The sequence below is a fragment of the Enterococcus sp. AZ196 genome (assembly GCF_050498845.1).
GTDB classification, from domain to species: Bacteria; Bacillota; Bacilli; order Lactobacillales; family Enterococcaceae; genus Enterococcus_A; species Enterococcus_A murrayae.
The window spans coordinates 1,157,786-1,182,173 of sequence record NZ_JBIPAM010000001.1 but is presented as its reverse complement, the minus strand read 5'-3'; the positions used below and the strand labels follow the sequence as shown (position 1 = coordinate 1,182,173).

38 protein-coding genes are annotated in these 24,388 nt (G+C 38.4%); 30 read left to right on the top strand and 8 right to left on the bottom strand.

Going from position 1 to position 24,388, the window contains the following annotated elements:
* Positions 1–42 precede the first annotated feature (42 nt).
* The 8 genes from IGI67_RS05770 to IGI67_RS05735 all read left to right on the top strand — a co-directional run bounded on the left by IGI67_RS05770 (position 43) and on the right by IGI67_RS05735 (position 9,279).
* Complete coding sequence (locus IGI67_RS05770; protein ID WP_207106686.1) at positions 43–777, top strand: glycerophosphodiester phosphodiesterase; 735 nt, start codon at positions 43–45, stop codon at positions 775–777.
* Entirely contained in the window at positions 774–1,718 is a 945-nt protein-coding gene (gene miaA, locus IGI67_RS05765) for a tRNA (adenosine(37)-N6)-dimethylallyltransferase MiaA (RefSeq protein ID WP_429957063.1), read from the top strand. The genes IGI67_RS05770 and miaA overlap by 4 nt, the downstream gene beginning before the upstream one ends.
* Before the next feature lie 63 nt (positions 1,719–1,781).
* On the top strand, positions 1,782–3,026 hold the full coding sequence (hflX, locus tag IGI67_RS05760; RefSeq protein ID WP_207106688.1) for a GTPase HflX: 1,245 nt from the start codon (positions 1,782–1,784) through the stop codon (positions 3,024–3,026).
* Entirely contained in the window at positions 3,010–4,266 is a 1,257-nt protein-coding gene (locus tag IGI67_RS05755; protein ID WP_429957062.1) for an aminotransferase class I/II-fold pyridoxal phosphate-dependent enzyme, read from the top strand. The genes hflX and IGI67_RS05755 overlap by 17 nt, the downstream gene beginning before the upstream one ends.
* A 686-nt stretch (positions 4,267–4,952) precedes the next feature.
* Positions 4,953–5,333: a MerR family transcriptional regulator gene (locus IGI67_RS05750; protein ID WP_010744471.1), complete on the top strand. Its 381-nt coding sequence runs from the start codon at positions 4,953–4,955 to the stop codon at positions 5,331–5,333.
* Positions 5,334–5,382: 49 nt separating this feature from the next.
* Positions 5,383–6,723, top strand: coding sequence for a type I glutamate--ammonia ligase (gene glnA, locus IGI67_RS05745; protein ID WP_429957061.1), 1,341 nt, complete (start codon positions 5,383–5,385; stop codon positions 6,721–6,723).
* A 227-nt stretch (positions 6,724–6,950) separates the two neighbouring features.
* On the top strand, positions 6,951–7,424 hold the full coding sequence (gene tnpA, locus IGI67_RS05740; protein ID WP_429956784.1) for an IS200/IS605 family transposase: 474 nt from the start codon (positions 6,951–6,953) through the stop codon (positions 7,422–7,424).
* Positions 7,425–7,626: 202 nt separating this feature from the next.
* A complete protein-coding gene (locus tag IGI67_RS05735; RefSeq protein ID WP_429956783.1) occupies positions 7,627–9,279 on the top strand; it encodes an IS1182 family transposase in 1,653 nt (550 codons plus the stop codon).
* 45 nt (positions 9,280–9,324) lie between these two features.
* Here the strand turns inward: IGI67_RS05735 and IGI67_RS05730 are convergent, their stop codons facing one another.
* The gene (locus IGI67_RS05730) at positions 9,325–10,167 is read right to left on the bottom strand and encodes an ABC transporter permease (protein WP_429957060.1); all 843 of its coding nucleotides are present in this window, start codon (positions 10,165–10,167) and stop codon (positions 9,325–9,327) included.
* On the bottom strand, positions 10,148–10,903 hold the full coding sequence (locus IGI67_RS05725) for an ABC transporter ATP-binding protein (RefSeq protein ID WP_429957059.1): 756 nt from the start codon (positions 10,901–10,903) through the stop codon (positions 10,148–10,150). The genes IGI67_RS05730 and IGI67_RS05725 overlap by 20 nt, the downstream gene beginning before the upstream one ends.
* Positions 10,904–11,102: 199 nt before the next feature.
* Here IGI67_RS05725 and IGI67_RS05720 point away from each other — a divergent pair, with 199 nt between their 5' ends.
* Entirely contained in the window at positions 11,103–11,837 is a 735-nt protein-coding gene (locus IGI67_RS05720; RefSeq protein WP_429957058.1) for a class I SAM-dependent methyltransferase, read from the top strand.
* 20 nt (positions 11,838–11,857) lie between these two features.
* Here IGI67_RS05720 and IGI67_RS05715 read toward each other — a convergent pair whose 3' ends face one another.
* The gene (locus IGI67_RS05715) at positions 11,858–12,268 is read right to left on the bottom strand and encodes a DUF3021 family protein (protein WP_207106694.1); all 411 of its coding nucleotides are present in this window, start codon (positions 12,266–12,268) and stop codon (positions 11,858–11,860) included.
* Entirely contained in the window at positions 12,265–12,714 is a 450-nt protein-coding gene (locus tag IGI67_RS05710; RefSeq protein ID WP_207106695.1) for a LytTR family DNA-binding domain-containing protein, read from the bottom strand. Before IGI67_RS05710 ends, IGI67_RS05715 begins: the two co-directional genes overlap by 4 nt.
* Before the next feature lie 138 nt (positions 12,715–12,852).
* Between IGI67_RS05710 and IGI67_RS05705 the strand changes: the two genes are divergently transcribed.
* Together IGI67_RS05705 and IGI67_RS05700 are read left to right on the top strand one after the other, a co-directional pair.
* Positions 12,853–13,089 (top strand): hypothetical protein, encoded by a 237-nt coding sequence (locus IGI67_RS05705; RefSeq protein ID WP_429957057.1) that lies wholly within the window; start codon positions 12,853–12,855, stop codon positions 13,087–13,089.
* 12 nt (positions 13,090–13,101) lie between these two features.
* Positions 13,102–13,428 carry a GNAT family N-acetyltransferase gene (locus tag IGI67_RS05700; RefSeq protein ID WP_429958612.1) on the top strand — a complete coding sequence of 109 codons (327 nt, stop codon included), beginning with the start codon at positions 13,102–13,104 and terminating at the stop codon, positions 13,426–13,428.
* 40 nt (positions 13,429–13,468) lie between these two features.
* Here IGI67_RS05700 and IGI67_RS05695 read toward each other — a convergent pair whose 3' ends face one another.
* Positions 13,469–13,936, bottom strand: a complete 468-nt coding sequence (locus IGI67_RS05695; RefSeq protein WP_207106696.1) for a TspO/MBR family protein — start codon at positions 13,934–13,936, stop codon at positions 13,469–13,471.
* 249 nt (positions 13,937–14,185) lie between these two features.
* Here IGI67_RS05695 and IGI67_RS05690 point away from each other — a divergent pair, with 249 nt between their 5' ends.
* The 3 genes from IGI67_RS05690 to IGI67_RS05680 are packed head-to-tail and all read left to right on the top strand — an operon-like array spanning position 14,186 to position 15,219.
* On the top strand, positions 14,186–14,455 hold the full coding sequence (locus tag IGI67_RS05690; protein WP_010739601.1) for an IreB family regulatory phosphoprotein: 270 nt from the start codon (positions 14,186–14,188) through the stop codon (positions 14,453–14,455).
* Positions 14,452–14,880 (top strand): Holliday junction resolvase RuvX, encoded by a 429-nt coding sequence (ruvX, locus tag IGI67_RS05685; RefSeq protein ID WP_207106697.1) that lies wholly within the window; start codon positions 14,452–14,454, stop codon positions 14,878–14,880. Before IGI67_RS05690 ends, ruvX begins: the two co-directional genes overlap by 4 nt.
* A gap of 15 nt (positions 14,881–14,895) precedes the next feature.
* Positions 14,896–15,219, top strand: coding sequence for a DUF1292 domain-containing protein (locus IGI67_RS05680; protein WP_086305741.1), 324 nt, complete (start codon positions 14,896–14,898; stop codon positions 15,217–15,219).
* An 82-nt stretch (positions 15,220–15,301) separates the two neighbouring features.
* On the opposite strand, the gene IGI67_RS05675 is transcribed toward IGI67_RS05680, so the two are convergent.
* From IGI67_RS05675 to IGI67_RS05665, 3 genes are all read right to left on the bottom strand, one after another.
* Positions 15,302–16,450: a tyrosine-type recombinase/integrase gene (locus IGI67_RS05675; protein WP_429957056.1), complete on the bottom strand. Its 1,149-nt coding sequence runs from the start codon at positions 16,448–16,450 to the stop codon at positions 15,302–15,304.
* Between the two features lie 74 nt (positions 16,451–16,524).
* Positions 16,525–17,136, bottom strand: coding sequence for a Fic family protein (locus IGI67_RS05670; protein ID WP_429957055.1), 612 nt, complete (start codon positions 17,134–17,136; stop codon positions 16,525–16,527).
* Positions 17,129–18,097, bottom strand: a complete 969-nt coding sequence (locus tag IGI67_RS05665; protein WP_429957054.1) for a helix-turn-helix transcriptional regulator — start codon at positions 18,095–18,097, stop codon at positions 17,129–17,131. Before IGI67_RS05665 ends, IGI67_RS05670 begins: the two co-directional genes overlap by 8 nt.
* Positions 18,098–18,257: 160 nt before the next feature.
* Here IGI67_RS05665 and IGI67_RS05660 point away from each other — a divergent pair, with 160 nt between their 5' ends.
* The 16 genes from IGI67_RS05660 to IGI67_RS05585 all read left to right on the top strand — a co-directional run bounded on the left by IGI67_RS05660 (position 18,258) and on the right by IGI67_RS05585 (position 24,278).
* Positions 18,258–18,467: a helix-turn-helix domain-containing protein gene (locus tag IGI67_RS05660; RefSeq protein WP_429957053.1), complete on the top strand. Its 210-nt coding sequence runs from the start codon at positions 18,258–18,260 to the stop codon at positions 18,465–18,467.
* A gap of 2 nt (positions 18,468–18,469) precedes the next feature.
* Positions 18,470–19,132 carry a Rha family transcriptional regulator gene (locus tag IGI67_RS05655; RefSeq protein WP_429957052.1) on the top strand — a complete coding sequence of 221 codons (663 nt, stop codon included), beginning with the start codon at positions 18,470–18,472 and terminating at the stop codon, positions 19,130–19,132.
* A gap of 12 nt (positions 19,133–19,144) precedes the next feature.
* Entirely contained in the window at positions 19,145–19,444 is a 300-nt protein-coding gene (locus tag IGI67_RS05650) for a DNA-binding protein (protein WP_429957051.1), read from the top strand.
* A gap of 113 nt (positions 19,445–19,557) precedes the next feature.
* Positions 19,558–19,854 (top strand): hypothetical protein, encoded by a 297-nt coding sequence (locus IGI67_RS05645; protein ID WP_429957050.1) that lies wholly within the window; start codon positions 19,558–19,560, stop codon positions 19,852–19,854.
* A gap of 2 nt (positions 19,855–19,856) precedes the next feature.
* Positions 19,857–20,186, top strand: coding sequence for a hypothetical protein (locus tag IGI67_RS05640; protein WP_429957049.1), 330 nt, complete (start codon positions 19,857–19,859; stop codon positions 20,184–20,186).
* A 138-nt stretch (positions 20,187–20,324) separates the two neighbouring features.
* A complete protein-coding gene (locus tag IGI67_RS05635; RefSeq protein ID WP_429957048.1) occupies positions 20,325–20,501 on the top strand; it encodes a hypothetical protein in 177 nt (58 codons plus the stop codon).
* The gene (locus IGI67_RS05630; protein WP_429957047.1) at positions 20,498–20,779 is read left to right on the top strand and encodes a hypothetical protein; all 282 of its coding nucleotides are present in this window, start codon (positions 20,498–20,500) and stop codon (positions 20,777–20,779) included. The genes IGI67_RS05635 and IGI67_RS05630 overlap by 4 nt, the downstream gene beginning before the upstream one ends.
* Positions 20,780–20,798: 19 nt before the next feature.
* Positions 20,799–20,942 (top strand): hypothetical protein, encoded by a 144-nt coding sequence (locus IGI67_RS05625; RefSeq protein WP_429957046.1) that lies wholly within the window; start codon positions 20,799–20,801, stop codon positions 20,940–20,942.
* On the top strand, positions 20,939–21,148 hold the full coding sequence (locus IGI67_RS05620; RefSeq protein WP_429957045.1) for a hypothetical protein: 210 nt from the start codon (positions 20,939–20,941) through the stop codon (positions 21,146–21,148). The genes IGI67_RS05625 and IGI67_RS05620 overlap by 4 nt, the downstream gene beginning before the upstream one ends.
* Complete coding sequence (locus IGI67_RS05615; protein WP_429957044.1) at positions 21,145–21,363, top strand: hypothetical protein; 219 nt, start codon at positions 21,145–21,147, stop codon at positions 21,361–21,363. The genes IGI67_RS05620 and IGI67_RS05615 overlap by 4 nt, the downstream gene beginning before the upstream one ends.
* Positions 21,364–21,388: 25 nt before the next feature.
* Positions 21,389–22,231 carry a DnaD domain protein gene (locus IGI67_RS05610; protein WP_429957043.1) on the top strand — a complete coding sequence of 281 codons (843 nt, stop codon included), beginning with the start codon at positions 21,389–21,391 and terminating at the stop codon, positions 22,229–22,231.
* Positions 22,232–22,322: 91 nt separating this feature from the next.
* Positions 22,323–22,643, top strand: coding sequence for a hypothetical protein (locus tag IGI67_RS05605; RefSeq protein ID WP_429957042.1), 321 nt, complete (start codon positions 22,323–22,325; stop codon positions 22,641–22,643).
* A 27-nt stretch (positions 22,644–22,670) separates the two neighbouring features.
* The gene (locus IGI67_RS05600; protein ID WP_429957041.1) at positions 22,671–22,823 is read left to right on the top strand and encodes a DUF2292 domain-containing protein; all 153 of its coding nucleotides are present in this window, start codon (positions 22,671–22,673) and stop codon (positions 22,821–22,823) included.
* Positions 22,824–23,000: 177 nt separating this feature from the next.
* On the top strand, positions 23,001–23,195 hold the full coding sequence (locus IGI67_RS05595; protein ID WP_429957040.1) for a hypothetical protein: 195 nt from the start codon (positions 23,001–23,003) through the stop codon (positions 23,193–23,195).
* 50 nt (positions 23,196–23,245) lie between these two features.
* Complete coding sequence (locus tag IGI67_RS05590; protein ID WP_429957039.1) at positions 23,246–23,614, top strand: phage replication protein; 369 nt, start codon at positions 23,246–23,248, stop codon at positions 23,612–23,614.
* Positions 23,615–23,636: 22 nt separating this feature from the next.
* Positions 23,637–24,278, top strand: coding sequence for a hypothetical protein (locus IGI67_RS05585; protein ID WP_429957038.1), 642 nt, complete (start codon positions 23,637–23,639; stop codon positions 24,276–24,278).
* Positions 24,279–24,388 lie beyond the last annotated feature (110 nt).

The window sequence follows — 24,388 nt, the reverse complement described above, 5'->3', positions numbered from 1 at the left end:
AAAACTAATTCATTTAATAGATTATGAACGAGGTGGTATTGGATGACAGTTATTATTGCTCATCGTGGGAGTGCAGGCACTCATCCTGAGAACACATTGCCGGCATTCATGGAGGCGGTACGGACTGGTACGGATGGCATCGAATTGGATGTTCATCTAACAGCCGACCAGCAGTTAGTCGTTATTCATGATGAAAGTGTTGATCGCACAACTGATGGCAAAGGGCTGATTCGAGAGTTAACATTAAAAGAAATCAAAGAACTGGATGCCGGCAGCTGGTTTGATGAAAAATATCAGGCGACTAAAATATCGACACTGCAGGAAGTTCTGAATTTATTGCTGCAGATGCGTTTTCGTGGCTTCTTATGTATTGAAATTAAGACGAATAAATTTCATTACCCAGGAATTGAAGAAAAAATATCGAAAGTCATGACAAGTAAGGAGTGGCCATTCACGTATTGGTACACGAGTTTTAATATTGACTCTTTGCGAATCATGCATGAGTACGAGCCGGATATACAATATGATTTGATTCAGAAAAATGATCTGGAAAAATATCAGACTGTCTTAGAGACGGACTTTATTGAGGGCTTGCATCCGAGCTATGATTGGGTAAAACAGCATCCTGAGATTGTTAAGAATTATGAAAAAGCTATTCGACCTTGGACACCCAATCTTTACGAAACCATGATGACTTGTTATGAAAATAATTTGGCCGGTATAATTACCGATTTTCCGGAAAAAGCCATCCGTACAAGAAGCAGGTTCAAACAATGAAGGTAATAACAATCGTTGGACCAACTGCGGTTGGTAAGACAAGCTTGAGTATTGACTTGGCAAAAAAGTTCAATGGAGAGATTATTAGCGGAGATTCTATGCAAGTATATCGTGGGTTAGATATCGGAACTGCTAAAGTGACTCCGAGTGAAATGGCTGGGATTGCCCATCATTTGATCGACGTGAAGAATGTTGATGAAAATTATTCTGCTGCGGATTTTCAGAAAACGGCTAGAAGAACAATTGAGGAAATCAGTCGCAGAGGTAAAGTACCAATCGTCGTGGGGGGGACTGGTTTATATATCCAATCCTTATTGTGGGATTATAAGCTTGGTAGCGAAGGAGAAGCTATAGATAATACACTCCGGATTAAATATGAAGCTTTTGCAGATAATAATGGGAATGAAGCATTGTGGCAAAAACTGCAAGCCGCAGATTCTCTGGCTGCGAAGAAGATTCATTACAACAATCGTAAAAAAGTGATTCGAGCGTTAGAGGTTTTTGAGACAACAGGGCACTCTATTCTCGAACCAAAGGAACAGCCTCAAAAGCTTTATGACAGTTTTATAGTCGGTTTAAACACGGATCGAGCGATTTTGTATCAGCGGATCAATGAGCGTGTTGACTTAATGGTTGAACAGGGCTTGCTAGAGGAAGCTAAAAAATTGGCTAAAACCCCTGAAGTGCAAGCTGCTCAAGGAATCGGCTATAAAGAACTATTTCCTTATTTTTCTGGGAAAACCTCGTTGGAATCGGCATTGGAAGAAATAAAATTACATTCGCGTCGCTATGCTAAACGCCAATTGACTTGGTTTCGTAATCGTATGTCCGTCCATTGGTATGATCTAGTTCAGCAACCAGATACAATTTTAGAGATCGAAGCAACCATAGCCAAGTGGCTAGCAGAAGATAAAGCGACACTTTCAATTGAGGATGTTTAATTGATAAAGTGCCATTATAAAGGAATTAGTACATCATAGAATAGAAATTTAGGAGGAAACAGATTGTCAGAAAGAGTCATTTTAGTCGGCGTCGAGACAGACGAGAGTAAATATAATTATTTAGAATCGATGCATGAGTTGGCCGGACTAACCAAGACGGCTCATGGCGAAATTGTTTTTTCATTAACACAAAAGCGACCCAAAGTTGATCGTCAAACAATCATTGGTAAAGGGAAAATAGAAGAACTCACGCAGCTAGTTGACGCGCATGAAGCGGACCTTGTTATTTTCAACCATTCCCTGTCACCACGCCAAAGCCAGACGATCGAATCACTGGTTGGTGTTCCGGTAATTGATCGGATCCAATTAATTTTAGATATCTTTGCTCAACGTGCTCGTTCAAAAGAAGGCAAGCTGCAAGTTGAACTTGCTCAATTAGATTATTTATTACCACGTTTGGTAGGCCAGGGACAAAGCTTATCTCGGCTTGGTGGAGGAATCGGGACTCGCGGACCTGGGGAAACAAAGCTAGAAACCGATCGGCGTCACATTCGTCGCCGTATCTCTGCAATCAAAAAGGAGCTAAAGGAAGTTGAAGCTCATCGTGAGCGAAGTCGTCAAAAACGGCAGCAGTCCAGTATTTTCCAAATGGGTCTGATTGGATATACAAATGCAGGCAAGTCAACGATTTTAAATTTATTAACGAATGCTGATACGTATTCTGAAGATCAATTGTTCGCTACTTTGGATCCTTTAACAAAACGTTGGCATTTACCGCAGGGAATGGAGACCACGATTACAGATACAGTTGGTTTTATTCAGGACTTACCTACACAATTAGTCGACGCTTTTCAATCGACTTTGGAAGAGAGTAAAGGGATGGACCTTTTGCTGCATATCGTAGATGCTAGTGCCGAAGATCGGCAGCAACAAGAAAAAACCGTTATTGATTTATTAAAAGATCTTGGGATGGATGATATTCCAATGCTCACGATTTACAATAAAGCGGATCGGATTGATGAAGTTACCTTTGCACCGACCTTATTTCCTAGTGTTCTAATTTCTGCAAAAACAAATAGAGGAAAAGATTTATTAGCTGATGCTATCAAAAGAGAAATAATGAATTTACTAGAGCCTTATATGCTGACTTTGAACGCAAACGAAGGACAGGCTTTGAGCGAGATGAAACGTGAGACATTGGTCTTAAGCGAAAGCTTTGATGAGGAAAAGGAACAATACAATGTGCGGGGATTTGCTAAGAAAAAATCTCTTTGGATTAGGAGAATGGAAGATGAGTTGGACAACTGAGCTAGCACCCGAGCTGGTTGAAAAAATAGATAAAGTCGATCAACAGATAGCTGGACGGCTGCAAGAAATACGAGAAATTGCTTTGTCAAATCAAGCCAAAGTATTGAAAGCTTTTCGGGAGAATCACGTTTCAGAAAGCCATTTTCTGCCGTCAACAGGATATGGGAATGACGATCAAGGGCGGGATGTTTTAGAAGCTGTTTATTCCCAAACGCTTGGTGCAGAAGCAGCCCTAGTTCGACCACAAATCGTTTCAGGAACTCATGCAATCGCTACGTCATTGTTTGGTGTGTTACGACCAGGAGATGAGCTGCTTTATATCACAGGTACACCTTATGATACATTACTAGAAGTAATTGGTGTACAAGGCAACGGAATAGGATCATTTAAGGAGTACAACATCGGATATGATGAAGTCGAACTTTTAGCAGACGGCAATATTAATTTTGATGGTGTCAAAAAAAAGATAAACAGCAATACGAAGGTAGTTGCCATTCAACGTTCACGGGGTTATGCTTCCCGGCCGTCGTTCACGATTGAAAAAATCAAAGAAATGTGTGATTTTGTTAAAAGTATCGCACCGGATGTCGTGATTTTTGTGGATAACTGTTATGGCGAGTTTGCTGAATTGTTAGAACCGACACAAGTCGGAGCAGATTTAATGGCTGGTTCGTTGATTAAAAATCCTGGGGGCGGAATTGCGAAAACAGGCGGTTATATCGCTGGAAAGCAAGAGTTGATTGAACGATGTGCGTATCGCCTAACCACTCCCGGAGTTGGAGCAGAGGGCGGAGCAATGCTCGGAAGTGTCTTTGACATGCTTCAGGGCTTTTTCTTAGCACCTCATGTAGTGAGCCAGGCGATTCAAGGAGCCGTGTATTCTGCTGCACTGTTAGCAGAATATAATTTGGAATCAACACCTAAATGGAATCAGCCGCGGACGGATCTAATTCAGTTGATCGATTTTCGTGATTGTGAGAAAATGATTCAGTTCTGTCAGGCGATTCAAAAATATTCGCCAATTGACGCCTATGTTGCCCCTATCCCATCTTATATGGCAGGGTATGAAGACGATATCATAATGGCTGCTGGGACGTTTATTCAAGGAGCAAGTATTGAACTAAGTGCGGATGGACCATTAAGAGAGCCCTACTCTTTATATCTTCAAGGCGGTTTGACTTTTGAGCATGTTAAAGTTGCAGTAACCAATGCTGTGAATGAAGTTTATCATCAATCATAAAAAAAGAAGTAATTTTTGAACGAACCTTGGGCAACCGACTAATAAAATAGTTGTAGTTTTTTAGAGCTGTTCTTCGCTTTGCGAAGGGCAGCTTTTTATCTACATAAAGAAATGCTAACCAGCTAATTCATCTACTGAAAAGCATATCTTTAGATGGGCTTGATTTATTCATTTTCGAAAAGACGAGTATATGTCTTGAGAAATCATAATCACAATAAAAGGGTGGACAAGCAGTAATTTCTGTTGGGAGCGCTTGATTAAAATAGATGAAAAACGTGAGATTATTAAAAAATCTCAAATGCCTCTTAAATAGAAATTTTTCAAATTTTCTTCTGTTCGATTTCATCTTCAAAAAAGATATAATTTATGATCGCGTTTGAAATATACAAGATAGGTACGGTTCTCCTTGGAGTCTCTTTTTAAAATCCCCATTAAATACCTCACTGAATACTCAGGTCTGAGTTGAACGATTTTCTCTAATTTTGATTTTAGGCAACTTTATCGCTACTTTCTTTTTTTTGCAGTATAACAATTTTTTATCCATTGAGAACGTTGATATAATAATCATTTGGTCAAAAAAACGAACGTTCGGAAAAGCTATGTAAGAAAATGTGACATTATCTCTTGACGATTGGTCTAACGGATGGTATTCTTTTTTCAACATCAAAAAACAAGGAGGAGATATTATGCGGGAGAAAGAATTGCGTCGTTCGCTTGCTGTTTTTCCAATTGGTACAGTTATGAAGCTAACGGATTTGACTGCACGACAGATTCGGTACTATGAGGAGCAAGAACTGATCCACCCGGAACGAAGTGAAGGTAACCGTAGGATGTATTCTCTAAACGACATTGATGTGTTACTAGAAATCAAAGACTATTTATCTGATGGCCTGAACATGGCAGGAATAAAGCGCGTTTATCAAATGCGTCAGGAAGAAGTTAAAGCTGCTAAAGAGAAACCGCCATTGACTGATAAAGATGTCCGTCGTATTTTTTATGATGAGATGTTAACACAAGGTGGTTTCCAACAACAAAATCCATATCAATCGCAAGGCCCTAAGCTTTAGTGATTGTGGAATATAAAAAAATGAAGTGCGAGGAAGGGATTTAGATATTATGCCGAAAAGAGATCTAAGTAAAGAGGATATTAAACGAATTGTCGAGGAAGAGAACGTCCGCTTTTTACGTCTGATGTTCACAGATATTATGGGGACTATCAAAAACGTTGAAGTGCCAGTAAGTCAGATGGAAAAAGTCCTAGATAACAAAATGATGTTCGACGGTTCATCTATTGAAGGTTTTGTCCGTATTGAAGAAAGTGATATGTATTTGTACCCAGATTTGTCTACCTGGATGATTTTCCCATGGGAAAGTGATCATGGTAAAGTGGGGCGTTTAATCTGTGATATTTATGGACCAGACGGCACACCATTCCCAGGAGATCCTCGCGGAAATTTAAAACGCGTATTAAAAGGAATGGATGAATTTGGCTTCACATCATTCAACTTAGGTCCTGAACCAGAATTTTTCTTATTCAAAATGAACGAAAATGGCGATCCAACATTGGATTTGAATGATAAAGGCGGATACTTCGATTTTGCACCAACTGATTTAGGAGAAAATTGTCGTCGGGACATCGTGTTAGAACTTGAAAGCTTAGGCTTTGAAGTAGAAGCTTCACATCACGAAGTTGCTCCAGGACAACATGAAATCGACTTTAAATATGCAGACGCAATCGAAGCCTGTGATAATATCCAAACCTTCAAATTAGTCGTTAAAACAATTGCTCGCAAGCATGGCCTTCACGCAACATTTATGCCAAAACCGTTATACGGCATCAACGGTTCCGGTATGCATTGCAATATGTCGCTATTCAACGATGAAGGCAATGTATTTTACGATGAAGATGGTCCAATGAAATTAAGCAAAACAGCTTATCAATTTTTGGCAGGTCTTTTAAAACACGCACGTGCATACACGGCAGTATGTAATCCAATCGTAAATTCTTATAAACGCTTAGTTCCTGGTTTTGAAGCCCCAGTTTATGTGGCTTGGAGTGGACGCAACCGCTCACCATTGATTCGTATTCCAGAATCGCGTGGTTTATCTACACGCTTAGAGCTGCGTTCAGTCGATCCAGCGGCAAATCCGTACTTGACGATGGCTGTTTTATTAGAAGCTGGTTTAGACGGTATCCGTAATGAATTGACACCACCAGCGGCAGTTGATCGTAATATTTACGTGATGACAGAAGAAGAACGTAAAGAAGCAGAAATTTATGACTTGCCTTCTACGATTCATAATGCGATCAAAGCACTACGTAAAGATCAAACGATGATTGATGCTTTAGGAAGTCATATCTATACTAATTTCAATGAAGCAAAACGTATGGAGTGGGCAGCTTTCCGACAAACTGTGTCCGAATGGGAACGCGATCAATACTTAGAACTTTACTAATCCAAACTCGTAAAAGGGGCTGGGACATAAATCCAGCTCCATAAAAATAGGCATCAGAGAAAATCGATGATTTTCTCTGATGCCTATTTATTTGTATGTTTTGAAAACCATAGGCTATGCCTATGGTTCCAGAGAGCTTCCAGCGTGGTATTAAAAAAGCCTCCCAAAATTGATAAACTGATGATGGTTTCCCGACCGCATCACAATCAAATTTAGGAGGTATCCTTATGATGAAGGATAAAGAAAGTTTAGCACACTCAAAATGGAGATGTAAGTATCATATTGTATTTGCACCAAAATATCGTAGACAAATCATTTATGGGAAATATAGAGAAAGTATCGGAGCAATCATCCGTAAGCTTTGCGAAAGAAAAGGGGTAGAAATTCATGAAGCAAATGCTTGTAAGGATCACGTTCATCTTCTTGTCAGCATTCCACCAAAGCTAAGTGTGGCTCAATTTATGGGATATTTAAAAGGAAAAAGCAGCTTAATGATATTCGATCGACATGCGGAGTTGAAATATCGATATGGGAATCGTAAATTTTGGTGTCGCGGATACTATGTGGATACGGTTGGTCGAAATAAGGAACAGATAGCAGAATACATTCGTAAACAACTCAAAGAAGATCATGTAGCGGACCAGTTAACGTTGTTTGAAGAAGTAGATCCATTTACAGGAGAAAAAAACAAGAAGAAATAAAGAGAGATTCTTTTAGAATCAGCGAGTAGATGTGGTGCGGGAGGAAGCCTTCAGATGGCCTTTCAGGCCAAGGCCGGTAATAGAGGCTTTCAGCCGAAGAGCAAACCACCCGTTTCACGGGTGGTTTTGATTTTCCCTACAAAGAAAGAGAACTCTCTGATAAACTTAAAGCGTCGAAACAAAAAGTCTGGAGGGTTCTCTTATGTTTAAAAATTATAACACAAATCAGGTCGTTTTACCGCTAGATTTTACACTTGTCATTCCGGAAAATGATATTGCTAGACTCATCGATTCTTTTATTGAGAGCATCCCAGATTCAGAATTTGAGGCTTTCAAACACGATCGCGGGGCGAGCTCTTTTCACCCGCGCATGATGTTGAAGATAATTTTGTGTGCCTATACGCAATCCGTCACCTCTGGTCGTAAGATTGATGAGTTGATGAAAGATAGTATTCGAATGATGTGGCTCGCACAAGGGCACGAACCTAGTTATCGCACAATCAATCGGTTCAGAGTCGATCCCCGAGTGTTGCCCCTGATTCAGACTTGTTTTGTTCAACTGCGTTCGCACTTGGTAGAAACGAATCAAATAACCGAAGAAGCTATTTTTATTGATGGCACAAAAATTGAAGCTGCGGCCAATAAATACACCTTTGTTTGGAAAACTGCCCTAGAGAAAAACCACAAAAATTTAGAAAAAAAATCCTTAGAAGCTTATCAAACGCTCGTCGAACAGGAAATCATCCCAGCACTTGAACGGGAATCTGATGGTGAATTGTCAAAAGAGGAAATTCATGCGCTCGCTACTCGTTTGACTGAAACAGTCGAGCAATACGACGAAGCAATTGAACAAGAACCTATCGGTTCTGTTCGTAAGTCGCTTCGCTCCAAACGCAAACTGCCAAAGGCTCAGCTCAAACATTTCCGCTCCCATCAAGAGCGTGTTCAAAAATATGAGCACCAGTATCGTATTTTAGGTGACCGCAAAAGCTATTCCAAGACAGATACAGATGCGACATTCATGCGAATGAAAGAGGACCACATGCGTAATGGGCAATTGAAAGCTGGCTATAACCTTCAAATCGCTACGAACAATCAATATGTACTAGGGTATGATCTTTTTGCGAACCCTACAGATACTCGAACCCTTCAACCCTTTTTAGAAACGTTGCAGGTGCAATTTCTGCCTTTACCACCTTACATTGTAGCGGATGCAGGCTATGGTTCAGAAAGTAATTATCGCTTCTTTGAGGATGAACTTCCTCAACAGACGCCGTTGATTCCTTATAGCACAATGATCAAGGAACAGAGTAAGAAGTGGCGAACCGACGAAAAGAAAGTCATGAACTGGGACTATTTTGAAACGGATGATTACTACATTGATCCTAAAGGTGTTCGCTTCAACTTCAACACTTATCGTACAGAAATAGACGACTACGGATTTGAACGAGATTTCAAAGAATATGTGGCCGAAACAAAGGATGCGAATCAGAAGAACCTACCCGAGGCATTCACACCAGGCGGCTATCGAAGAAAAATCAAAGTCAATCCGTCATTAGAATATTTCAAAGCGCAACAACGAGACTTGCTTTCAGCACCAGAAACCAGTGCAATCTATGCCCAACGTAAGATTGACGTGGAATCAACTTTTGGTCATCTGAAGGCTTGTTTGAATTGGACGCGATTTTCCGTTCGAGGAAAAGACAAAGTAAAAAATGAAGTAGGGATCGCCTTAATGGCAGTCAATATGAAGAAATTGATGCTTAATAGGCAACATGAGAACAATACGGGGAAATCAAATCATAAAAAAACAGGGATCAAAATCGCTTTTTCGATTTTGATCCCTGTTTTTTAGTTGAGCTTAGGCTTTATGTCCCAGCCTCTTTTTTTAGTATAATAGTTATCGCTTTATTTCCACACGCTTAACATTCCATAAAGCAATTGCTAAAAACAGTCCGCTTGAAATCAATAGGATTGCGACAGGCAGAAAAAGATCGTTTTGACCGTTCATCACGATGCCCAATTCTTCTTTGATCGTATTTATGGCTGGCTTGTCTGCGGTGGTGAACACATTTTCTGTCATAATACGTCTAATCAACACTATTCCACTAGTTAATGGAAAGTATTCGACAACCCGTTGGACATTGTCAGGCAAGCTACCAATTGGAACATAACAGCCAGTTAAGAAGCCGATCAAAGGACCAATTACAGATGTCATGGTAGAAAAAGTATCGGTTCGTTTAAAAAAACTGGCTACAAAGAACATAAAAGCGGAGGAACAAAATACAGTTAAAAGACTAACAAAAAATAGCAAACCAAATTGCGATAGAGTCAATAGCTTTCCCTTTGAAAGAACAACGATATAAATTTCAGCAATGACAATAACCACTAAAGTGATCAATAAAGAGATTAAGAAAGTGCTGAAAAAATAGCCTAACATAATTCTCTCTTTTGAAATCGGCGAGATCATGAAATCAGTATAGACATTGCGCTCTTTGTCTCGGATCATTAAACTGACGGATCCTAGTGTGGAACTGGCTGAGGCGATCCCAATAACTCCTGCAAACATCCAAGTATCAACGACTAATTTAGGTTGTGAAAGAACGGATAGTGAATCAACTAGGCTATCTCCTAATAAAAAAACGTACAAAATAATCATAATTACTGCGCCAACGAAAGAACCAATCACCGCCTGTTTGTTCTTAAAAAATAATAATAGTCCTCTATAAACTAGTGCATTCATAATTCTCTCTCCCTTTTTCCATAATTGTTAAAAAAACATCCTCAAGTGTTAAGCATTGATAGTTTCTTTTCAAAGTCTCCGGAGGAGCATAAGCCATGACCTCACCTGCGCCCAACATTAAAATATTATCGGAATCTCTAGCTTCTTCCATATAGTGTGTAGTCAGTACGATTGTCATTAGATATTTCTCTTTCAAATGATGGATTAGGCGCCACATATCTGCTCGTGATCCGATGTCCAAGCCAGTAGTAGGCTCATCAAGAAATATCAGCTTCGGGGTGTTGAGGAGTGCGCGGGCGATATCGATTTTCCTTTTTTCTCCACCTGACAAAACACCATAGCGTTTATTTATGAGGTGGCTGCCTTGTACATCTGCCAGTTTCTCTTTGGCCAAATGCTTGGCTTCTTTCCAGCTATTAGTATAAAAGCGAGCACGAATGTATAAATTTTCTTTAACAGATAAATCTTCGTCTAGAATACTATTTTGAAAAACAACTGAAATCATTGTTTTGTGTTCGATAGAATGAGGGGCTAATTTCTTCCCTTCAAAAAGAATCTTGCCAGTATCTGGTTTCGTTAGTCCTAGGATCAACGAAATCAAGGTTGATTTCCCAGCACCATTCGGACCTAGGATGGAAAATAACTCTCCTTCCTTGATTGAAAATGAAATAGATTTTAATACTTCATGGTGACTATATTTTTTGGTTAAATTTGTGATTTTCACAAGTTCGTTCATAGTAGTTGCTCCTTTACTTTTTCTTGATAAATCCACTATAATCAACTTTTTTTATTGAAACAATGCAATTTCTCTAAGTGGTCGTTAACTCCATCTAAGGTGAAAAATAAATAGATATTTGTTTGATCGAACAGAAGAGTTGGTCCTTAATCAGTTTTATTTTGCTATAATATAGGCAATAAATTGAGAGGTGAAGGAGATGGAAGATAAGTACAGAACATTTGCGTATGATTATGATGAATTTGGCAGGATTGAAGAATATTTAGGAGCAGAAAAAGTATTTTTTCAGCAATTATTCTCAGAAAAACCAGTGAGAACGGTATTAGATTGTGCTTGTGGCACAGGACAACATTTATATATGATGTCTGAAATGGGCTTAGAAGTAGTCGGATCAGATTATTCGGAGGCGATGCTTGAAGTAGCGGCAAAGAACTTAGCCGCATTGAAAAAGGAAATACCTCTGGCTCAATGCGACTTCAGGTATTTAGAAAAAATATACAAAGAAAAATTTGATGCTGTGGTCTGTTTAACAACTGCTTTGCCGCATTTACTCTCAGAGCATGAGTTGCTTACTGCTCTTAAATCTATGAAAAGCAGAATCAATGATGGAGGGGTATTGATTCTGACACAAGGAACGACGCACTACACTTTGTCTTTGCCATCGATTGAGGTTGTGGTGAACCGCTCTGATTTTTCAAGAGTATTTGTTAAGGAGCAAAAAGAGGGGAGTGAAACGATTCATGTTTTAGATTTGTATCACTCACTTAAGAGAACAGAGAGTAATCAGTATGATATCGTTTATAAGATCATCTTAGATGAGGATTATCATAGATTACTAACGGCTGCTGGTTTTGAAAGTATTGAGATTTATGGTGATTATGACAGAAAACCTTATGACCATGAAAGCATTCGTCTGATTGTGGTTGCTCAGTAAACGCAAAAAAGAGAATCCGATTATTCTGATTCTCTTTTTTGCTGGATTAACTCATTAATCTCATCAGCTTCCTTTTTATCATTACTGTAAATAAAAAATTTTATAAAGACGTAAATTATCAACGTAATTCCGAAATTTTTCATCAGACCAATAAAACCTAGCTCCCAACCGTACAAAATATCACCTATAATAATTTGTAAAAATATCAGTCCAATATAAATTAATTGATTGATAACAATGCGTTGATTGGAGAATTTTTCATTGTCTTCAATAATAAATCGCAGTAGTCCAGATAACACGGATACCACCAACATATACTCAATAATTTCAAATAGGACTTGTTTGTTAAGTAATAGGTTTATTGTTGCTAGCAGAGTAAAAATCATGGAGGACAAACGAAAAACACTTTTTAGGTACTCGACTAATCTCATATTCGTTTCCTCATTCCTAAGCTTTTTTTTAAATCGGGAACGTATTTCCTAGATACAGAAACTCGCTCGTTATTCATTAAAGTAGCTTCAAAACGACCGCTTAGAGTTGGCGATACAGCTCGAATAGCCTTGATATTTAAAAGCAAAGATTTCCCTACACGAATAAAGTCATGGGGAAGCAATTTTTCTTCAAGCTGATAAAGTTTTTCAGTACTTTGGCAAACCATGTCCTGCGTGTAAATAAAGCTTTTTTTATCAACTACTTCGATATAAAGGATTTCGGAGAAGGGCAATTTGTAGTGAGCACCATTTTCTTCACCGACTAAAAAAAGCTTTTCTTCTTTGAGTACGGATAGAATATTTTGTAAAGTGTCAGTTATCTCATGAACCTCAAATAGGGCACTTTCTTCTTTCGTCGTTTCGATTATTTCAACAGTTGTCTTCAAGGGGGACTCCTTTTCCTCAATGTTCTCTATTCTTAAAAGTATAGCAATTCTTATTAATGACGGTCAAATCGCGTTAGTAGAATAGTTGGGTATAACGTATAATAAAAGAATAAATAATGTAAAAAAGAAGGGATACAAGTGAAAATCAAAGGGGAGAAAATCGATTTACTTCCTGCTGAACTAGCAGATCGTCAAAAGATTTATGAATGGTGCTTTCAATCTGAAACAACTAAGTCGCATAGCGGCCCGCCTGATTATCCTGAGAAAGCTATTGCGACCTTTCAGGAGTTTTGTGAAGAATACTACGAGGACTATTATTTTACTGGCGCTCATCCAGAAAGAGGACGAGGCTTTCTGATCAAGAGCGATCGATAAGCTGTTGGATTTATTAGCTATTCTGCCTTTCATCTAAACTCTTTTTCAGCTGAACTGGATATTTGGATGAAGGATGAGGCAAATTGCGGCAAGGGGTATGGAAATGATGCGATTCGTACTTTGAGTAATTATTTGCATGAAGAAATGAGAATTGACCTTTTACTAATAGCGCCTTCAAATAGAAATATACGAGCAATCAAGTCCTATGAAAAAGCCGGCTTCAAAAGAACAAATAAATCTATGCACACATTTTTGACAGAAGAATATCAATTAAAATATGGTACTGGGGATTATGGTATAGCTGGAACAGCGATAATGATAAAGTATTTTGCTCAATAGAAAAAGACATCAAAACTGTTTTGATGTCTCTCAACTGTGCTTAGTTTAGAATGGCTAAACCAAAAGAAAGATAGGTAGCATAAACAATCCAAATGAAATAGGGAATAAAACAGAGTGCAGCACTCTTTGAAAGAGTGTAGAATTCACGAATACTAAGAACAATAGTAATCAAAAGCGTCAAACTAATAAAAGAAGCAATCCAGAAATGAGAACCGCCAAAGAAAATAATACTCCAAATGAAGTTTAGAACTAGTTGGATTCCGAATAGCACATAAGAAACCGTTTTGCCTCTGGCTTCTTTACTATCAATTACTAGAAACAACGCTAAACCAATCAAGGCATAGAGAATGATCCAAATAGTTCCAACAATGTTACCTGGCGGCGCCAATAATGGCTTATTTAACTGTGCATAAATCTTTGGAATGTCACCAGCAAAAAAGCCTGATAGCGCTCCAGTCAATTCTACCCCGATAATACAGACGAGTAGTTTAAAAAATTTATTTAACATGATAGAACCTCCTATTTTTTGGCAATTAGGTTTCGCTTTATCGAACTTTCTATCTATTCAGTATAACTAGTACGATCCTTAAAAGAAAAAAAGATGCTTGTAAAAAAAGCCATATATAAACGAAAAGCATGTTATAATAATTTGGAAGATTTTCTAAAGCCAAGAGATTGGCAACTTGCAAAGTTTGTAAGTTTTGTCTTCTTTTAGTAGAATATAATTGTTGATAATTTCAAGGAGAGGTGTGAGAAAATGGGATACACAGATGAAACAGTCCGTTTTGATTTTGATGATAATCGTAAAAAAGAAATCAGTGAGACACTGACGATTGTCTACAATGCTTTGGCCGAAAAAGGCTACAACCCGATCAACCAAATCGTCGGCTATTTATTATCAGGAGATCCTGCGTATATCCCTCGTTATCAAGATGCACGAAACTTGATTCGTCGTCACGAACGCGATGAGGTTATGGAAGTTTTGGTAAAATACTATTTGAAAGATCATGGTATTGATATTCGATGAGAGTAATGGGATTAGATGTCGGCTCGAAAACTGTCGGGATCGCAGTAAGTGATCCATTCGGTTGGACGGCTCAAGGAGTCGAGATCATCCGAATCGACGAAGAAAAAGGGAAGTTTGGCTTTGAACGTTTAGGTGAGCTTGTCAAAGAATACCAAGTCACCAAATTAGTAGTAGGACTTCCTAAAAATATGAACAATTCGATCGGTCCGCGAGCAGAGGCTTCCATGGCTTATGCTGAGAAAATTAAAGAGCTTTTTGACTTGCCGGTCGATTTTCAAGACGAACGGCTTACTACGGTGGAAGCCGAACGAATGTTAGTTGAACAGGCAGATGTTTCACGTTCGAAAAGAAAAAAAGTTATTGATAAACTTGCAGCGGTTATGATTTTACAGAATTATCTTGATCGTACCGGCAATAAACTTTAGAAAAGAGGAATAAGAATGGCACACGAACACACACATGACCATGATCACGAACACGATCATGACCACGAACATGAAGTGATTACTTTAGTAGATGACGAGGGAAATGAAACGCTCTACGAAATTCTTTTAACCATCGATGGACAAGAAGAATTTAATCGCAATTATGTGTTGCTTTATCCTGCAGGAGCGCCAGAGGACGAGGATGTTGAATTACAAGCTTACGCATACGTTGAAAACGAAGACGGCAGCGAAGGCGAGTTACAACAAATTGAGACTGACGCTGAATGGGACATGATCGAGGAAGTATTTAATACATTCATGACCGAAGAAGAAGAATAAGTTTTAAAAGTGGGAGAAACCTTGGTGCAACAGGGTTTCTCCTTTTCTTTTTTACTTTTGACCAAGAAATTGACCAAGACATTTAGAAATTTAGATGCGCAACGAGCTTTTCTATAGTCTTGTCTTTTGTCTCTTTGCTAAGATGTCCGTATGTGTCCATAGTCATTGAAATCTTTGCATGACGTAAACGGTCTTGAACCTCTTTCATGCTTGCCCCAGCATCTAATAAAAGACTTGCATGGGTGTGACGTGTGACATGGAGACCCAAAAAGGGAATGCCCGATTTTTCAGTAATCGTCAGCATCCGGGCATAGATAGCATGATGGGTAATCATTTGCTTATAGATGCCGCAGAATATCATAGTTGGATCGGTTATCCCAAGACTAAGCATATATTTGCGCTGGTTTATCTGCCATTTCTTCAAGGTCGCAATTGTTTCAGCATCGAGGGTAATCTTAGCGGCACTTTTATCTGTTTTTGGATCGCTGATTTTATAGCCGTGTTTCGTTTGGCTCAAAGTCTTATTGATTAGAACGTCACTGCCTTCAAAATCAATATCTGACCAATTGAGAGCCAGAGCTTCACTAATACGGCAGCCGCTATAAAATAGAAAGCGTAGCAGAGTTTTGTTATAGTCATTACTGTAATTCGGCTTTAGTGCGTTGACATAGTCGAATAACGTTTTAAGCTGTTCTTTACTATATACTTTAACCGGATCATTGCTAACGGCTTTCTGTGGTCGTTTAGGCATCATAATATGAGCCAGTGGGTTATACTGGATCACACCAAGACTGATAGCATACTCAAAGATTCTTTTAGCTGTAGAATGCAGTACCTTGTATTGATCGGTCTCCTTAGCCCAGGCGTTAACAATTTGTTGCGCTCGCTTTACAGTGACCTCTTTAATACGCAGATCGCCATAAACAGGCAGTATCCATTTATTAAACTTGATCTCATTTTTTATAAACGTGACTTCTTTTACAGTCGTTTTATAAGTTTCAACCCATAATTCGTAGACTTGTCGAAAGGTTTCTTTTTCATCTTTCTTCAAGCCGTTTTCTTCATAGTCAAGCTTTAGCCGGGATAGGGCTAGCTTGGCTTCTTTTTTTGTGCTGAAACCACGACGTGTGGTGTGTACTTCTTTTCCTGTTACAGGATCGGTACCAAGGTAGCCCTTAAAGAGCCATGCCTTCGTACCGTTTTTCTTTTCGTATTGTTTGAATGTTGCCATTGTGTTTTCCTCCCAGTACCTAACGTGGGGCGATGGGTATGTATGGAGGGTGTCCAATTTTGGACAGTTAGAAACTATTCAGTATAGTCGATTCCAAAAATGCAATGGTCATATAGAAATTGTTTGATTATAGTACTGTCTTCAGTTACATAGAAATCAATTATCAGCTTTTTAAAGCGAAGCAAGTGTTTCTCCACAATAATAAATATACCGACGCCAGAATCGATCATGATTTTATTTGCAAGGATCGTAGCAGTTAGTATGTTGTTTTCCCAAAACAGTTTAGAGCTGCAAGCAACTAGAAAATAGTTTAGGGCTTTTTCTGTTGAGCAAGTTGGCTTTTCATAGATAAGACTGCTTACATCAGTATTTATACTCATATGCGGAACAGACTGCGCCAAACTGCCATAAGATACCATCGCATGGACTGTTTTAACGTATTCCGTGTTTAAGTCTGCAGATACATCATCAAGTACAAATCGCCAAGCATTACGCAAGTTTAAGACCTTTTGAACGTCATCGGTCTTTAATCCTGAAACACTCATGCCGTCAATGATCGTTTTAGTGTCTGGAAAGGTGATGTTGATATTTTCCATCTTAGCTTGACTATAAATATTTTCTACGAGTGTTTTCTTGGCCAAAAATATATTTTCATCTTTTGGCATGCTGTATTTGTCCTCAAGCATTTAAAGAGCCTCCGTTTTCCTTGCGCTCCCATAGCTGAGAATTTAGGCAAGTGTCAGAAATTTTAAGCAAGAAATCTTTATTTTCCTCGGTTAACTCTCTGTAGGTATTGATAATTTTTTGCTCATCTTGATTAGTATCAACGAATCGCTCCCATAATTCTTTGCTATACGCACTTAGAATAGGTGAAGATATATTATTGTACAGTTCTTCCCAATTTAAAGGAGAAGCTTTTCCGTGTTCTTCAATTTCTTTTGCTTGGATTGAATTTCCAGTAATGAACCTGATTTTATCTATCAAATTTTCCAAGTCTTTTGGGGCAGGTAATCCTTCACCATTCTCTATTTTTTCAATGAAATCTGAAGGTAATCCAGTTAATTTTGACAGTTTTTTTATGTCGACTCCGTTCTTTTGTCGGGCACTCTTAAAACGATTGGAAAAAGCTTCTTGCTCTTTCTTTTGTAGTGACGTTTCTAAATGTTGAAAATCAATTAATTCATCAAAATTTAAATCGGACTTTACAAATCGTTCATTCAACTTTTTTTGCATTTCTTCTGCTGTTTTATATTCAGTATAGCCGTATAAATAACTTACAGAAACTTGGAGGATAGAAGCGATTTTATTCAATTGATGAGTATCTATTGATTGAGGTACATCGGCTTCAAAGTTTTTTAATGTTTCCTCAGTAATTCCCACCTTTCTAGCTAGTTGCTTTGTAGTAAGTCCCATGTCTTTTCTAGCTTCAGATGTACGTTCTCCCATTGTTAATTTAGTATCAAATCCCATTAAATAGGGAACAGTTACATCTAGTAAATTTGCCATTTTTTCCCATGTTTCGGTATTTCTTGGCGTACTATTTCCATTTTCGTAATTTGATAACATGCTTTGAGAAATTTCAATTTCCTTTGCTAAATCAGCTACAGTAAAGCCTTTCTTTTTTCTAAGTTCCTTTATCCTATTCAATTAATTCCCTCCTTGTTTGTATCATCGTTACGAATTTACCATTTTTTAAGAATAAAGTAAATCTTAATATCAGAAAAAAGGAAAAAACCATTGACAATCTTTTATTCAGATATTAAGATATTCCTGTAATCAGATTAAAAGAATTGAGGGAGGTGAATAAATGTTTGAACTTGATTCAGAAATGGCTGCAAAGCTTCGGGAACGTAGAGCAAGAAAAAATATAACTCTGGGTTCTGCTGCTTGCGAAATTGGTATTTCAGCTAAGACTTTGGGAATGATAGAAAACGAGCAACTACTATCAGTCCGAAAAACAGTCTATAAGAAATTAGTTGATTGGCTGGTCAACGAAAAAGTTTATAAGGAGGGCTAGCGATGAAGGAATTAGTATTTATTGAATCTGAAGACTTAAACTGCGAACCATTCACTACGGATGAGATCATTGCAGAATTTTCCGGCAACAATCGTGATAGTGTGACTCGTTTAATTCGTACCTATGAGAATGATCTAAGTGAATTTGGAACGATCGGATTTGAAATCCGTGCGTCAGGTCGCGCTAGAAAAAAGATTTACCATCTCAATCAGCAGCAAGCGACCTTGCTAATAACGTACCTTGATAACACTGAACCAGTCAGAAACTTTAAAAAAGAACTGGTTAAACAGTTTTATGGGATGGAATCAGAACTGGCGGCAAGACGGTTAGAACGAGCTAAGGGGAAAGAAATCCGCTTAACTATGACGGATGCGATCAAGCAGGCAGGGTTTAATGCCCATTTCTACAAACATTTTACTAATCTAGTGTACAAGAAGGCTCTAGGCTTCAATGCTAAACAGTTGCGTGAGGCTAGAGGGACAAAGCCGAAAGCTACGCCGCTAGATTTTCTTACTACTAAAGAGCAGGCGGCAGTCAATCAGATTGAAGAATTGACAACAGGCCTCATCTTATTAGGTCGCTCATACGATGATATCAAGCTGATTCTGAATATCGGGGTAGTGATTTATCAAACAACGCTTAAAAAGCCTGAAAAGGCTCGCTAGGCGGGTGATCATATGGCCAAACTTAGCATAGACGAATTAGACCTATCCCCGGCTTTGCGTGAAATGGTCAAAGAAGCGGCTGCAGAAGAAGGAAAACAGCAAGCAATTGCTTTTCTAGATGAATACAAGAAAAAACTTGAATTGCCTCGGTTCATGGGCTATATGCAGGCGGCCGCTTATATGTCAACAAGTTACAATACCGTTAAATACGTATTCATTGAAAAGATGGGCTTGCGTGTCGTAATGATCGATGGATACGAAAAAATTGACCAACGCGATGCAGATGCTTTTTTAGAAAAACACAAAATTTAATAGACCTGACGTGTGGGGCGATGGGTAGAGTCATCAATATTGAGGAGATGTGTAAACTGTCACTGTAGCCAAATGTTAGACACTTTAGAATTGAAATCAGGAGGACTTTAACAATGAATAGAAATGGAAAAGTACAAGAAGCGATGAATCATATTTTAGAATGCGAACCGGACACGCCACTAGAAGCGATTCAAGAAGAAATCGGACAGGTTGCGAATGCTATTCTCTTCGAAGATCAAGCAACAGTTAAAAATTTGCTGCAGGAGTTAAACGAAGTAAGCCACCCATTTAGCGATGGTTCTATTGATGGGGAGAGTGTTGTTGTATCTCCGACTTACCAAGCTTTTATAAACCATCGTGTTAAAACGTTGTCTGAGTTATTAGGGATTGAATTAGAAAGAGGATACTAAAAATGAGCGATGGACAAGTAAATCCAATTGAAATTGATCGTCAGAAATCACGAATATTGAACGGATTAAAAGCCGCCTTTCATCATGCCAGTTTGGAAGAAGGCCATGCATTAATTGGCGAAGCTGTGGCGGAAATTGAAGCTTATGAAAAGCAATTATACGGCGTTGAACCGCCGACAGTCCAATCTGTCTTACAAGGATTGTATGAGTTCAATCAGTCCACATGTACCAAGACAGACGGTGAACCTATTGATTTAGAAGTCTATCAAGATTTGATTTATCAGTACATTGAACAGTTAGCCGATTTATTAGGTGCAGAATTGGAAGGATAACCCATGAATAGAGCAGAAAAAAGCCTCAACGTATCAAGCCGACCAAAGCGAACGTTGAGAGCTACCAAAAAGGGCTATAATTAGCCTTTTGTTCTGCTCTATTTTAACACAACACAAATCAGAATGGAGCGTAAAACGATGAAGAAAAGAATTAATTTAGCATTAGCCGCCTTTTTACTGGGAGGCATCGCTACCACATTGCCGATATTAGGGAAGATCATTGTATTTACTGGCATCGCATTACTGCTTTTCGTTAGTTATGACGAGTTCTCATATATCCACGATCACAAACAAACCGCTGGAGGTGCAGAATGATGAAAGTGAATGAACAACACCAATTAAGACATATTGCTTATGATATTAATGATTTGAATGCTTCTGTCGGATTGGTTCAGAGTTATATAAGTAGTCTGCAGTTACAAGCACAACGAGCCAACAGCGACGGTGATAGACTCTTGATCTTTTATGACCTTTTTCATGAGAAAGGGTTCGATAATATTTCAGGCGTACTGGATAGCGCCAGTAAAACAATCGATTCAGTTACAAATGAACTTTTGGACCGTTCAGAAATGGCGGTGACTGCAAATGATTAAAATAGGCGATATTTGCAAAGTGAAAAAATCTAAATTTATTGCGCCAGGATCATTGGTTAAAATTTTGATGGAGTTTCAAGAAGGTATTTATCTATGCGGCAACAAATCCGGTAATACAATCATAGTCGCTGAGAATTTAGAACCGATGGAGGTAGCCGCATGATGACAGCAAAAGAATATTTCGGGGATGAATTAGTACAAACGCTGAATGATGTATTTGAATACGCCGAAAAGTCGGATACCGAAGAACGGAAAAATCTAGTTGATTATTTAAGAAAAAAAGCAGATGAAAAGAAGAAAGGTGCCGTTCGTAATAATCTATTAAAAATGGCGATTGCAATTGAAAAGATTGAGGTAGAAGTGAAATGAAAACAATAAGCTCGCTTGAAGAAGAAGATGAGTTATTCGACATTCTAAGCGATGTTTTAAATCGTGTTGAGTCTGATAAAAAAGGCAGCAGAGAACGGCTAGCCGACGAATTGAACAAAGTTTACGAGCTTATGGAGTCAGAGACTGCAAAGAAATTAGTAAAGAGCCTAGAGAACTACACTCGATATGGAAACAAGCAAGATGAAATCAAATAAGTTTAAGAAGTGGTGATATGACGTTATGGCAAATAGAAGGATGTTTTCAAAGGATGTTGTTGATTCAGATAGGTTTCTAGATATGGCACCAACAGCGCAAAATCTTTATTTTCATTTAGGGATGCACGCTGATGATGATGGATTTGTGTCCAGCCCAAAAAAAGTTAAACGAGCATGTAGCGCAACAGACGATGATTTAAAAATGCTAGAAGCTAAAAATTTTATAATCGCTTTTGAAAATGGCGTGATTATTATTTCAGAATGGAAGTTAAATAACTATATTCAAAAAGATAGGTATACGCCAAGTATTCATTTATCGGAGAAAGAACACATCATAACTACTGAAAACAGAACATATAAATATGTGGATACACCTTGTATACAGGACGTATCCGATTCGGATACTCAGTATAGCATAGAGCAGAGTAGCATAGATCAGTTTAGTAAAGGACAGATTAGTAGAGAGCAGAGAAGCATAGAGCAGGATAGCAAAGATAAGGCTAGTCTAGAAGACTCTGAAAAAAATGCTTATGCTGTCGGTTTTTCATCTTTCAGTTTAAATGACTGCTTAGCCTATTATGTAGAAACATTTGATGCAGTTGGTGACATCGATAGAAATACTTTAAATCGATTAGGTGAAAGATACGGATTTGATTTTCTTTATGAGGCGATGACAAAAACAGCGTTTAGAGAAGATGTGAAATCTCCGTTAGCCTATATCACTGCATTACTCAAAGAATGGCAAGAAAAGGGTTTTACTACTGTTGACGATATACAAGATGAACAAGAAGCTTTTAACGAACAACTAAGCCAAAGCGATGAGGTTAAGTATTCGGTAGATGACGACGAAGACAATTTACCTTTTTAAGTGTATATAAGAACACGCTTGGTTCTGATGCAGAAGAACTGAAAATCTTTAAAGACTGAAACAAATTATAAAAGAATTGGAGGAGGTTAACATGGACCAATTAACCACGTTAGAAAGTGACGTTTTGGATGTGATCCCCAGCGGTAGCGAACATAAGATTGCTATTAGAGATGTTGGCCAATTATTAGGCATAGATGAACGAACTGTATACGATGTAATCAATAGCCTACGTAAGAAGGGCGTTCCTGTATGCGCTAAGCGTAGCGGCGATGATCGGGGCTATTTCATTGCTGAGACTGAAGAAGAACGCAGAGAAGGATTGGCGGCATATAAATCGCAAGTAAAAGACATGACCCAGCTTATAGATCAAATTGAATCGGCTGATTTAGAAGGATGGCGAGCATCGCTATAGATTTCAAAATAATAGAGGAGCGATAAAATGGATAAAGTATACATCGATAACAACCAAAAGGCGGAAGTAGTAGAACTGCCGAAATATGGTGAAATAAAATTGATCGTAAAAGATGGTCAAGTGGTTCAATACTATAAAACAGAATCACATCAATTGACTGAAAAACAACCCGAAAAGTAACAGTGAAACGATATTAAAGTGGCATAGAAACGTATCATTTTGAGCATATAAATGGTATAATAGCGGTAGTCGAATAATAGTATCTTACTAGGAAGAACCAGAGGATACAGGAGCTGAGCGCAGAAGTGCGTTGAGTCTCTTGTATCCTCTTTTTTATTTGAATGGGAGGGCGTCAAAATGGATAGAAGCAGGATATTAGAGAGGTTAAGGCGCATTGAAACTGAGGTAACTGGTGGATACGATAAAAGTAAGATTTTTGTTGCGTACACTAATAAAGACGGCACGTATACACATAAAGACCGTTCATTTACTCAGGAGGAACTAGATCAGCATCTCAAAGAAAATGATTATGAAGTTGTAATCATCTTATGATCGCTGGCGATACGCAAAACGACTAATACTAACGGAAGGGGGAATATTGCATGGCCATAGAGTTAAACATTCGGCAGGATCGATTTTTAAAAGCGTTGCTGGAAGCTCCTAGCATTGAGAAAGCTTGTGAGATGGCAGGCATCAATAAAACTACTGGATACAAGTATCTCAAAGATGACAAGTTTCTGACTGAATACCGTAAGCTACGGCGTGAGGCGATGCAGCAAGTCACGGCTAGGCTACAGAAAGCATCTGAGGAGGCTGTAGAGGTTTTAAGGGAAGTTATGACCGATAAGAAGGCATCGCCAAGTTCGAAGGTTCAGGCGGCTAAGAACGTTTTAGAAATTGCCTATCGATCGATTGAGCTTGATGACATTCAAGAACGCATCGCGATGATTGAAAACAAAATGACTAATTAAAAATAGAAAGCAGGAAATCAAAATGACAGAACAAAAAAATATGAATGAGATCGAAAACATAGAAAACAGCACGGATGAATTATTTAATTCTTTGCCGCAATCGGTGAAAGATGAAATTATGGGATCAGTTCGTGAGGCTATTCAGTTAGACGCTGCAATAAATCAGGAGCCTGAAGAAATCGAACAAATGGCAGTAGTTAGATTTAAAGGATTCAACTCTAACGAACTAAAACAAAAGTTGCAGGAGCTAACAATTCATAACGGGTATGGTACAGTCGTAGCAATTGAGATCCTGAACGAGTACGGTAAGGCTAAGGTTAATGCAGTAACAAATTATAGTGATGAATGGAACTTACGAGACGACGTGTCATCAATGCTGAATAAATATAATGATGACAGACCAGGAGTAGACAAGAACGCCCGTTTTTATGAGCCTAGTTATTCAAAAGATGCACCGTTTGGCAGGTTAGAAAGTGATGTTTTAGATGTGTTAGCCACTGAAAAACTTCGAAAAGGAAACATATTTGAATTGTTTGGAGAAGACGGGTGGCGAATAGAAAGAATGATGGAAAAAGGAATATTCAAATTGCATGTTGATCCTAAATATTGCAAAGGTGTTATACAAGAGACTGCTGTTTATGGTGGAAATACAGACAATCACTAGAAATACCAAAGAACAGATACAAGCAGCTCAAAACGTTGCTTGTATCTGATTTTATGTTTTACTCTATATGAATTCTAAGCAAGAGAACATAGCTATTTTGATCGTGACGA

Coding starts and splice junctions, on each gene's coding strand:
- IGI67_RS05770 (WP_207106686.1), top strand. CDS start 43: ATGACAGTTATTATTGCTCATCGTGGGAGTGCAGGCACTCATCCTGAG.
- miaA (WP_429957063.1), top strand. CDS start 774: ATGAAGGTAATAACAATCGTTGGACCAACTGCGGTTGGTAAGACAAGC.
- IGI67_RS05755 (WP_429957062.1), top strand. CDS start 3,010: ATGAGTTGGACAACTGAGCTAGCACCCGAGCTGGTTGAAAAAATAGAT.
- IGI67_RS05750 (WP_010744471.1), top strand. CDS start 4,953: ATGCGGGAGAAAGAATTGCGTCGTTCGCTTGCTGTTTTTCCAATTGGT.
- glnA (WP_429957061.1), top strand. CDS start 5,383: ATGCCGAAAAGAGATCTAAGTAAAGAGGATATTAAACGAATTGTCGAG.
- tnpA (WP_429956784.1), top strand. CDS start 6,951: ATGATGAAGGATAAAGAAAGTTTAGCACACTCAAAATGGAGATGTAAG.
- IGI67_RS05735 (WP_429956783.1), top strand. CDS start 7,627: ATGTTTAAAAATTATAACACAAATCAGGTCGTTTTACCGCTAGATTTT.
- IGI67_RS05730 (WP_429957060.1), bottom strand. CDS start 10,167: ATGAATGCACTAGTTTATAGAGGACTATTATTATTTTTTAAGAACAAA.
- IGI67_RS05725 (WP_429957059.1), bottom strand. CDS start 10,903: ATGAACGAACTTGTGAAAATCACAAATTTAACCAAAAAATATAGTCAC.
- IGI67_RS05720 (WP_429957058.1), top strand. CDS start 11,103: ATGGAAGATAAGTACAGAACATTTGCGTATGATTATGATGAATTTGGC.
- IGI67_RS05715 (WP_207106694.1), bottom strand. CDS start 12,268: ATGAGATTAGTCGAGTACCTAAAAAGTGTTTTTCGTTTGTCCTCCATG.
- IGI67_RS05695 (WP_207106696.1), bottom strand. CDS start 13,936: ATGTTAAATAAATTTTTTAAACTACTCGTCTGTATTATCGGGGTAGAA.
- IGI67_RS05690 (WP_010739601.1), top strand. CDS start 14,186: ATGGGATACACAGATGAAACAGTCCGTTTTGATTTTGATGATAATCGT.
- ruvX (WP_207106697.1), top strand. CDS start 14,452: ATGAGAGTAATGGGATTAGATGTCGGCTCGAAAACTGTCGGGATCGCA.
- IGI67_RS05680 (WP_086305741.1), top strand. CDS start 14,896: ATGGCACACGAACACACACATGACCATGATCACGAACACGATCATGAC.
- IGI67_RS05675 (WP_429957056.1), bottom strand. CDS start 16,450: ATGGCAACATTCAAACAATACGAAAAGAAAAACGGTACGAAGGCATGG.
- IGI67_RS05670 (WP_429957055.1), bottom strand. CDS start 17,136: ATGCTTGAGGACAAATACAGCATGCCAAAAGATGAAAATATATTTTTG.
- IGI67_RS05660 (WP_429957053.1), top strand. CDS start 18,258: ATGTTTGAACTTGATTCAGAAATGGCTGCAAAGCTTCGGGAACGTAGA.
- IGI67_RS05655 (WP_429957052.1), top strand. CDS start 18,470: ATGAAGGAATTAGTATTTATTGAATCTGAAGACTTAAACTGCGAACCA.
- IGI67_RS05650 (WP_429957051.1), top strand. CDS start 19,145: ATGGCCAAACTTAGCATAGACGAATTAGACCTATCCCCGGCTTTGCGT.
- IGI67_RS05645 (WP_429957050.1), top strand. CDS start 19,558: ATGAATAGAAATGGAAAAGTACAAGAAGCGATGAATCATATTTTAGAA.
- IGI67_RS05640 (WP_429957049.1), top strand. CDS start 19,857: ATGAGCGATGGACAAGTAAATCCAATTGAAATTGATCGTCAGAAATCA.
- IGI67_RS05635 (WP_429957048.1), top strand. CDS start 20,325: ATGAAGAAAAGAATTAATTTAGCATTAGCCGCCTTTTTACTGGGAGGC.
- IGI67_RS05630 (WP_429957047.1), top strand. CDS start 20,498: ATGATGAAAGTGAATGAACAACACCAATTAAGACATATTGCTTATGAT.
- IGI67_RS05620 (WP_429957045.1), top strand. CDS start 20,939: ATGATGACAGCAAAAGAATATTTCGGGGATGAATTAGTACAAACGCTG.
- IGI67_RS05615 (WP_429957044.1), top strand. CDS start 21,145: ATGAAAACAATAAGCTCGCTTGAAGAAGAAGATGAGTTATTCGACATT.
- IGI67_RS05610 (WP_429957043.1), top strand. CDS start 21,389: ATGGCAAATAGAAGGATGTTTTCAAAGGATGTTGTTGATTCAGATAGG.
- IGI67_RS05605 (WP_429957042.1), top strand. CDS start 22,323: ATGGACCAATTAACCACGTTAGAAAGTGACGTTTTGGATGTGATCCCC.
- IGI67_RS05600 (WP_429957041.1), top strand. CDS start 22,671: ATGGATAAAGTATACATCGATAACAACCAAAAGGCGGAAGTAGTAGAA.
- IGI67_RS05595 (WP_429957040.1), top strand. CDS start 23,001: ATGGATAGAAGCAGGATATTAGAGAGGTTAAGGCGCATTGAAACTGAG.
- IGI67_RS05590 (WP_429957039.1), top strand. CDS start 23,246: ATGGCCATAGAGTTAAACATTCGGCAGGATCGATTTTTAAAAGCGTTG.
- IGI67_RS05585 (WP_429957038.1), top strand. CDS start 23,637: ATGACAGAACAAAAAAATATGAATGAGATCGAAAACATAGAAAACAGC.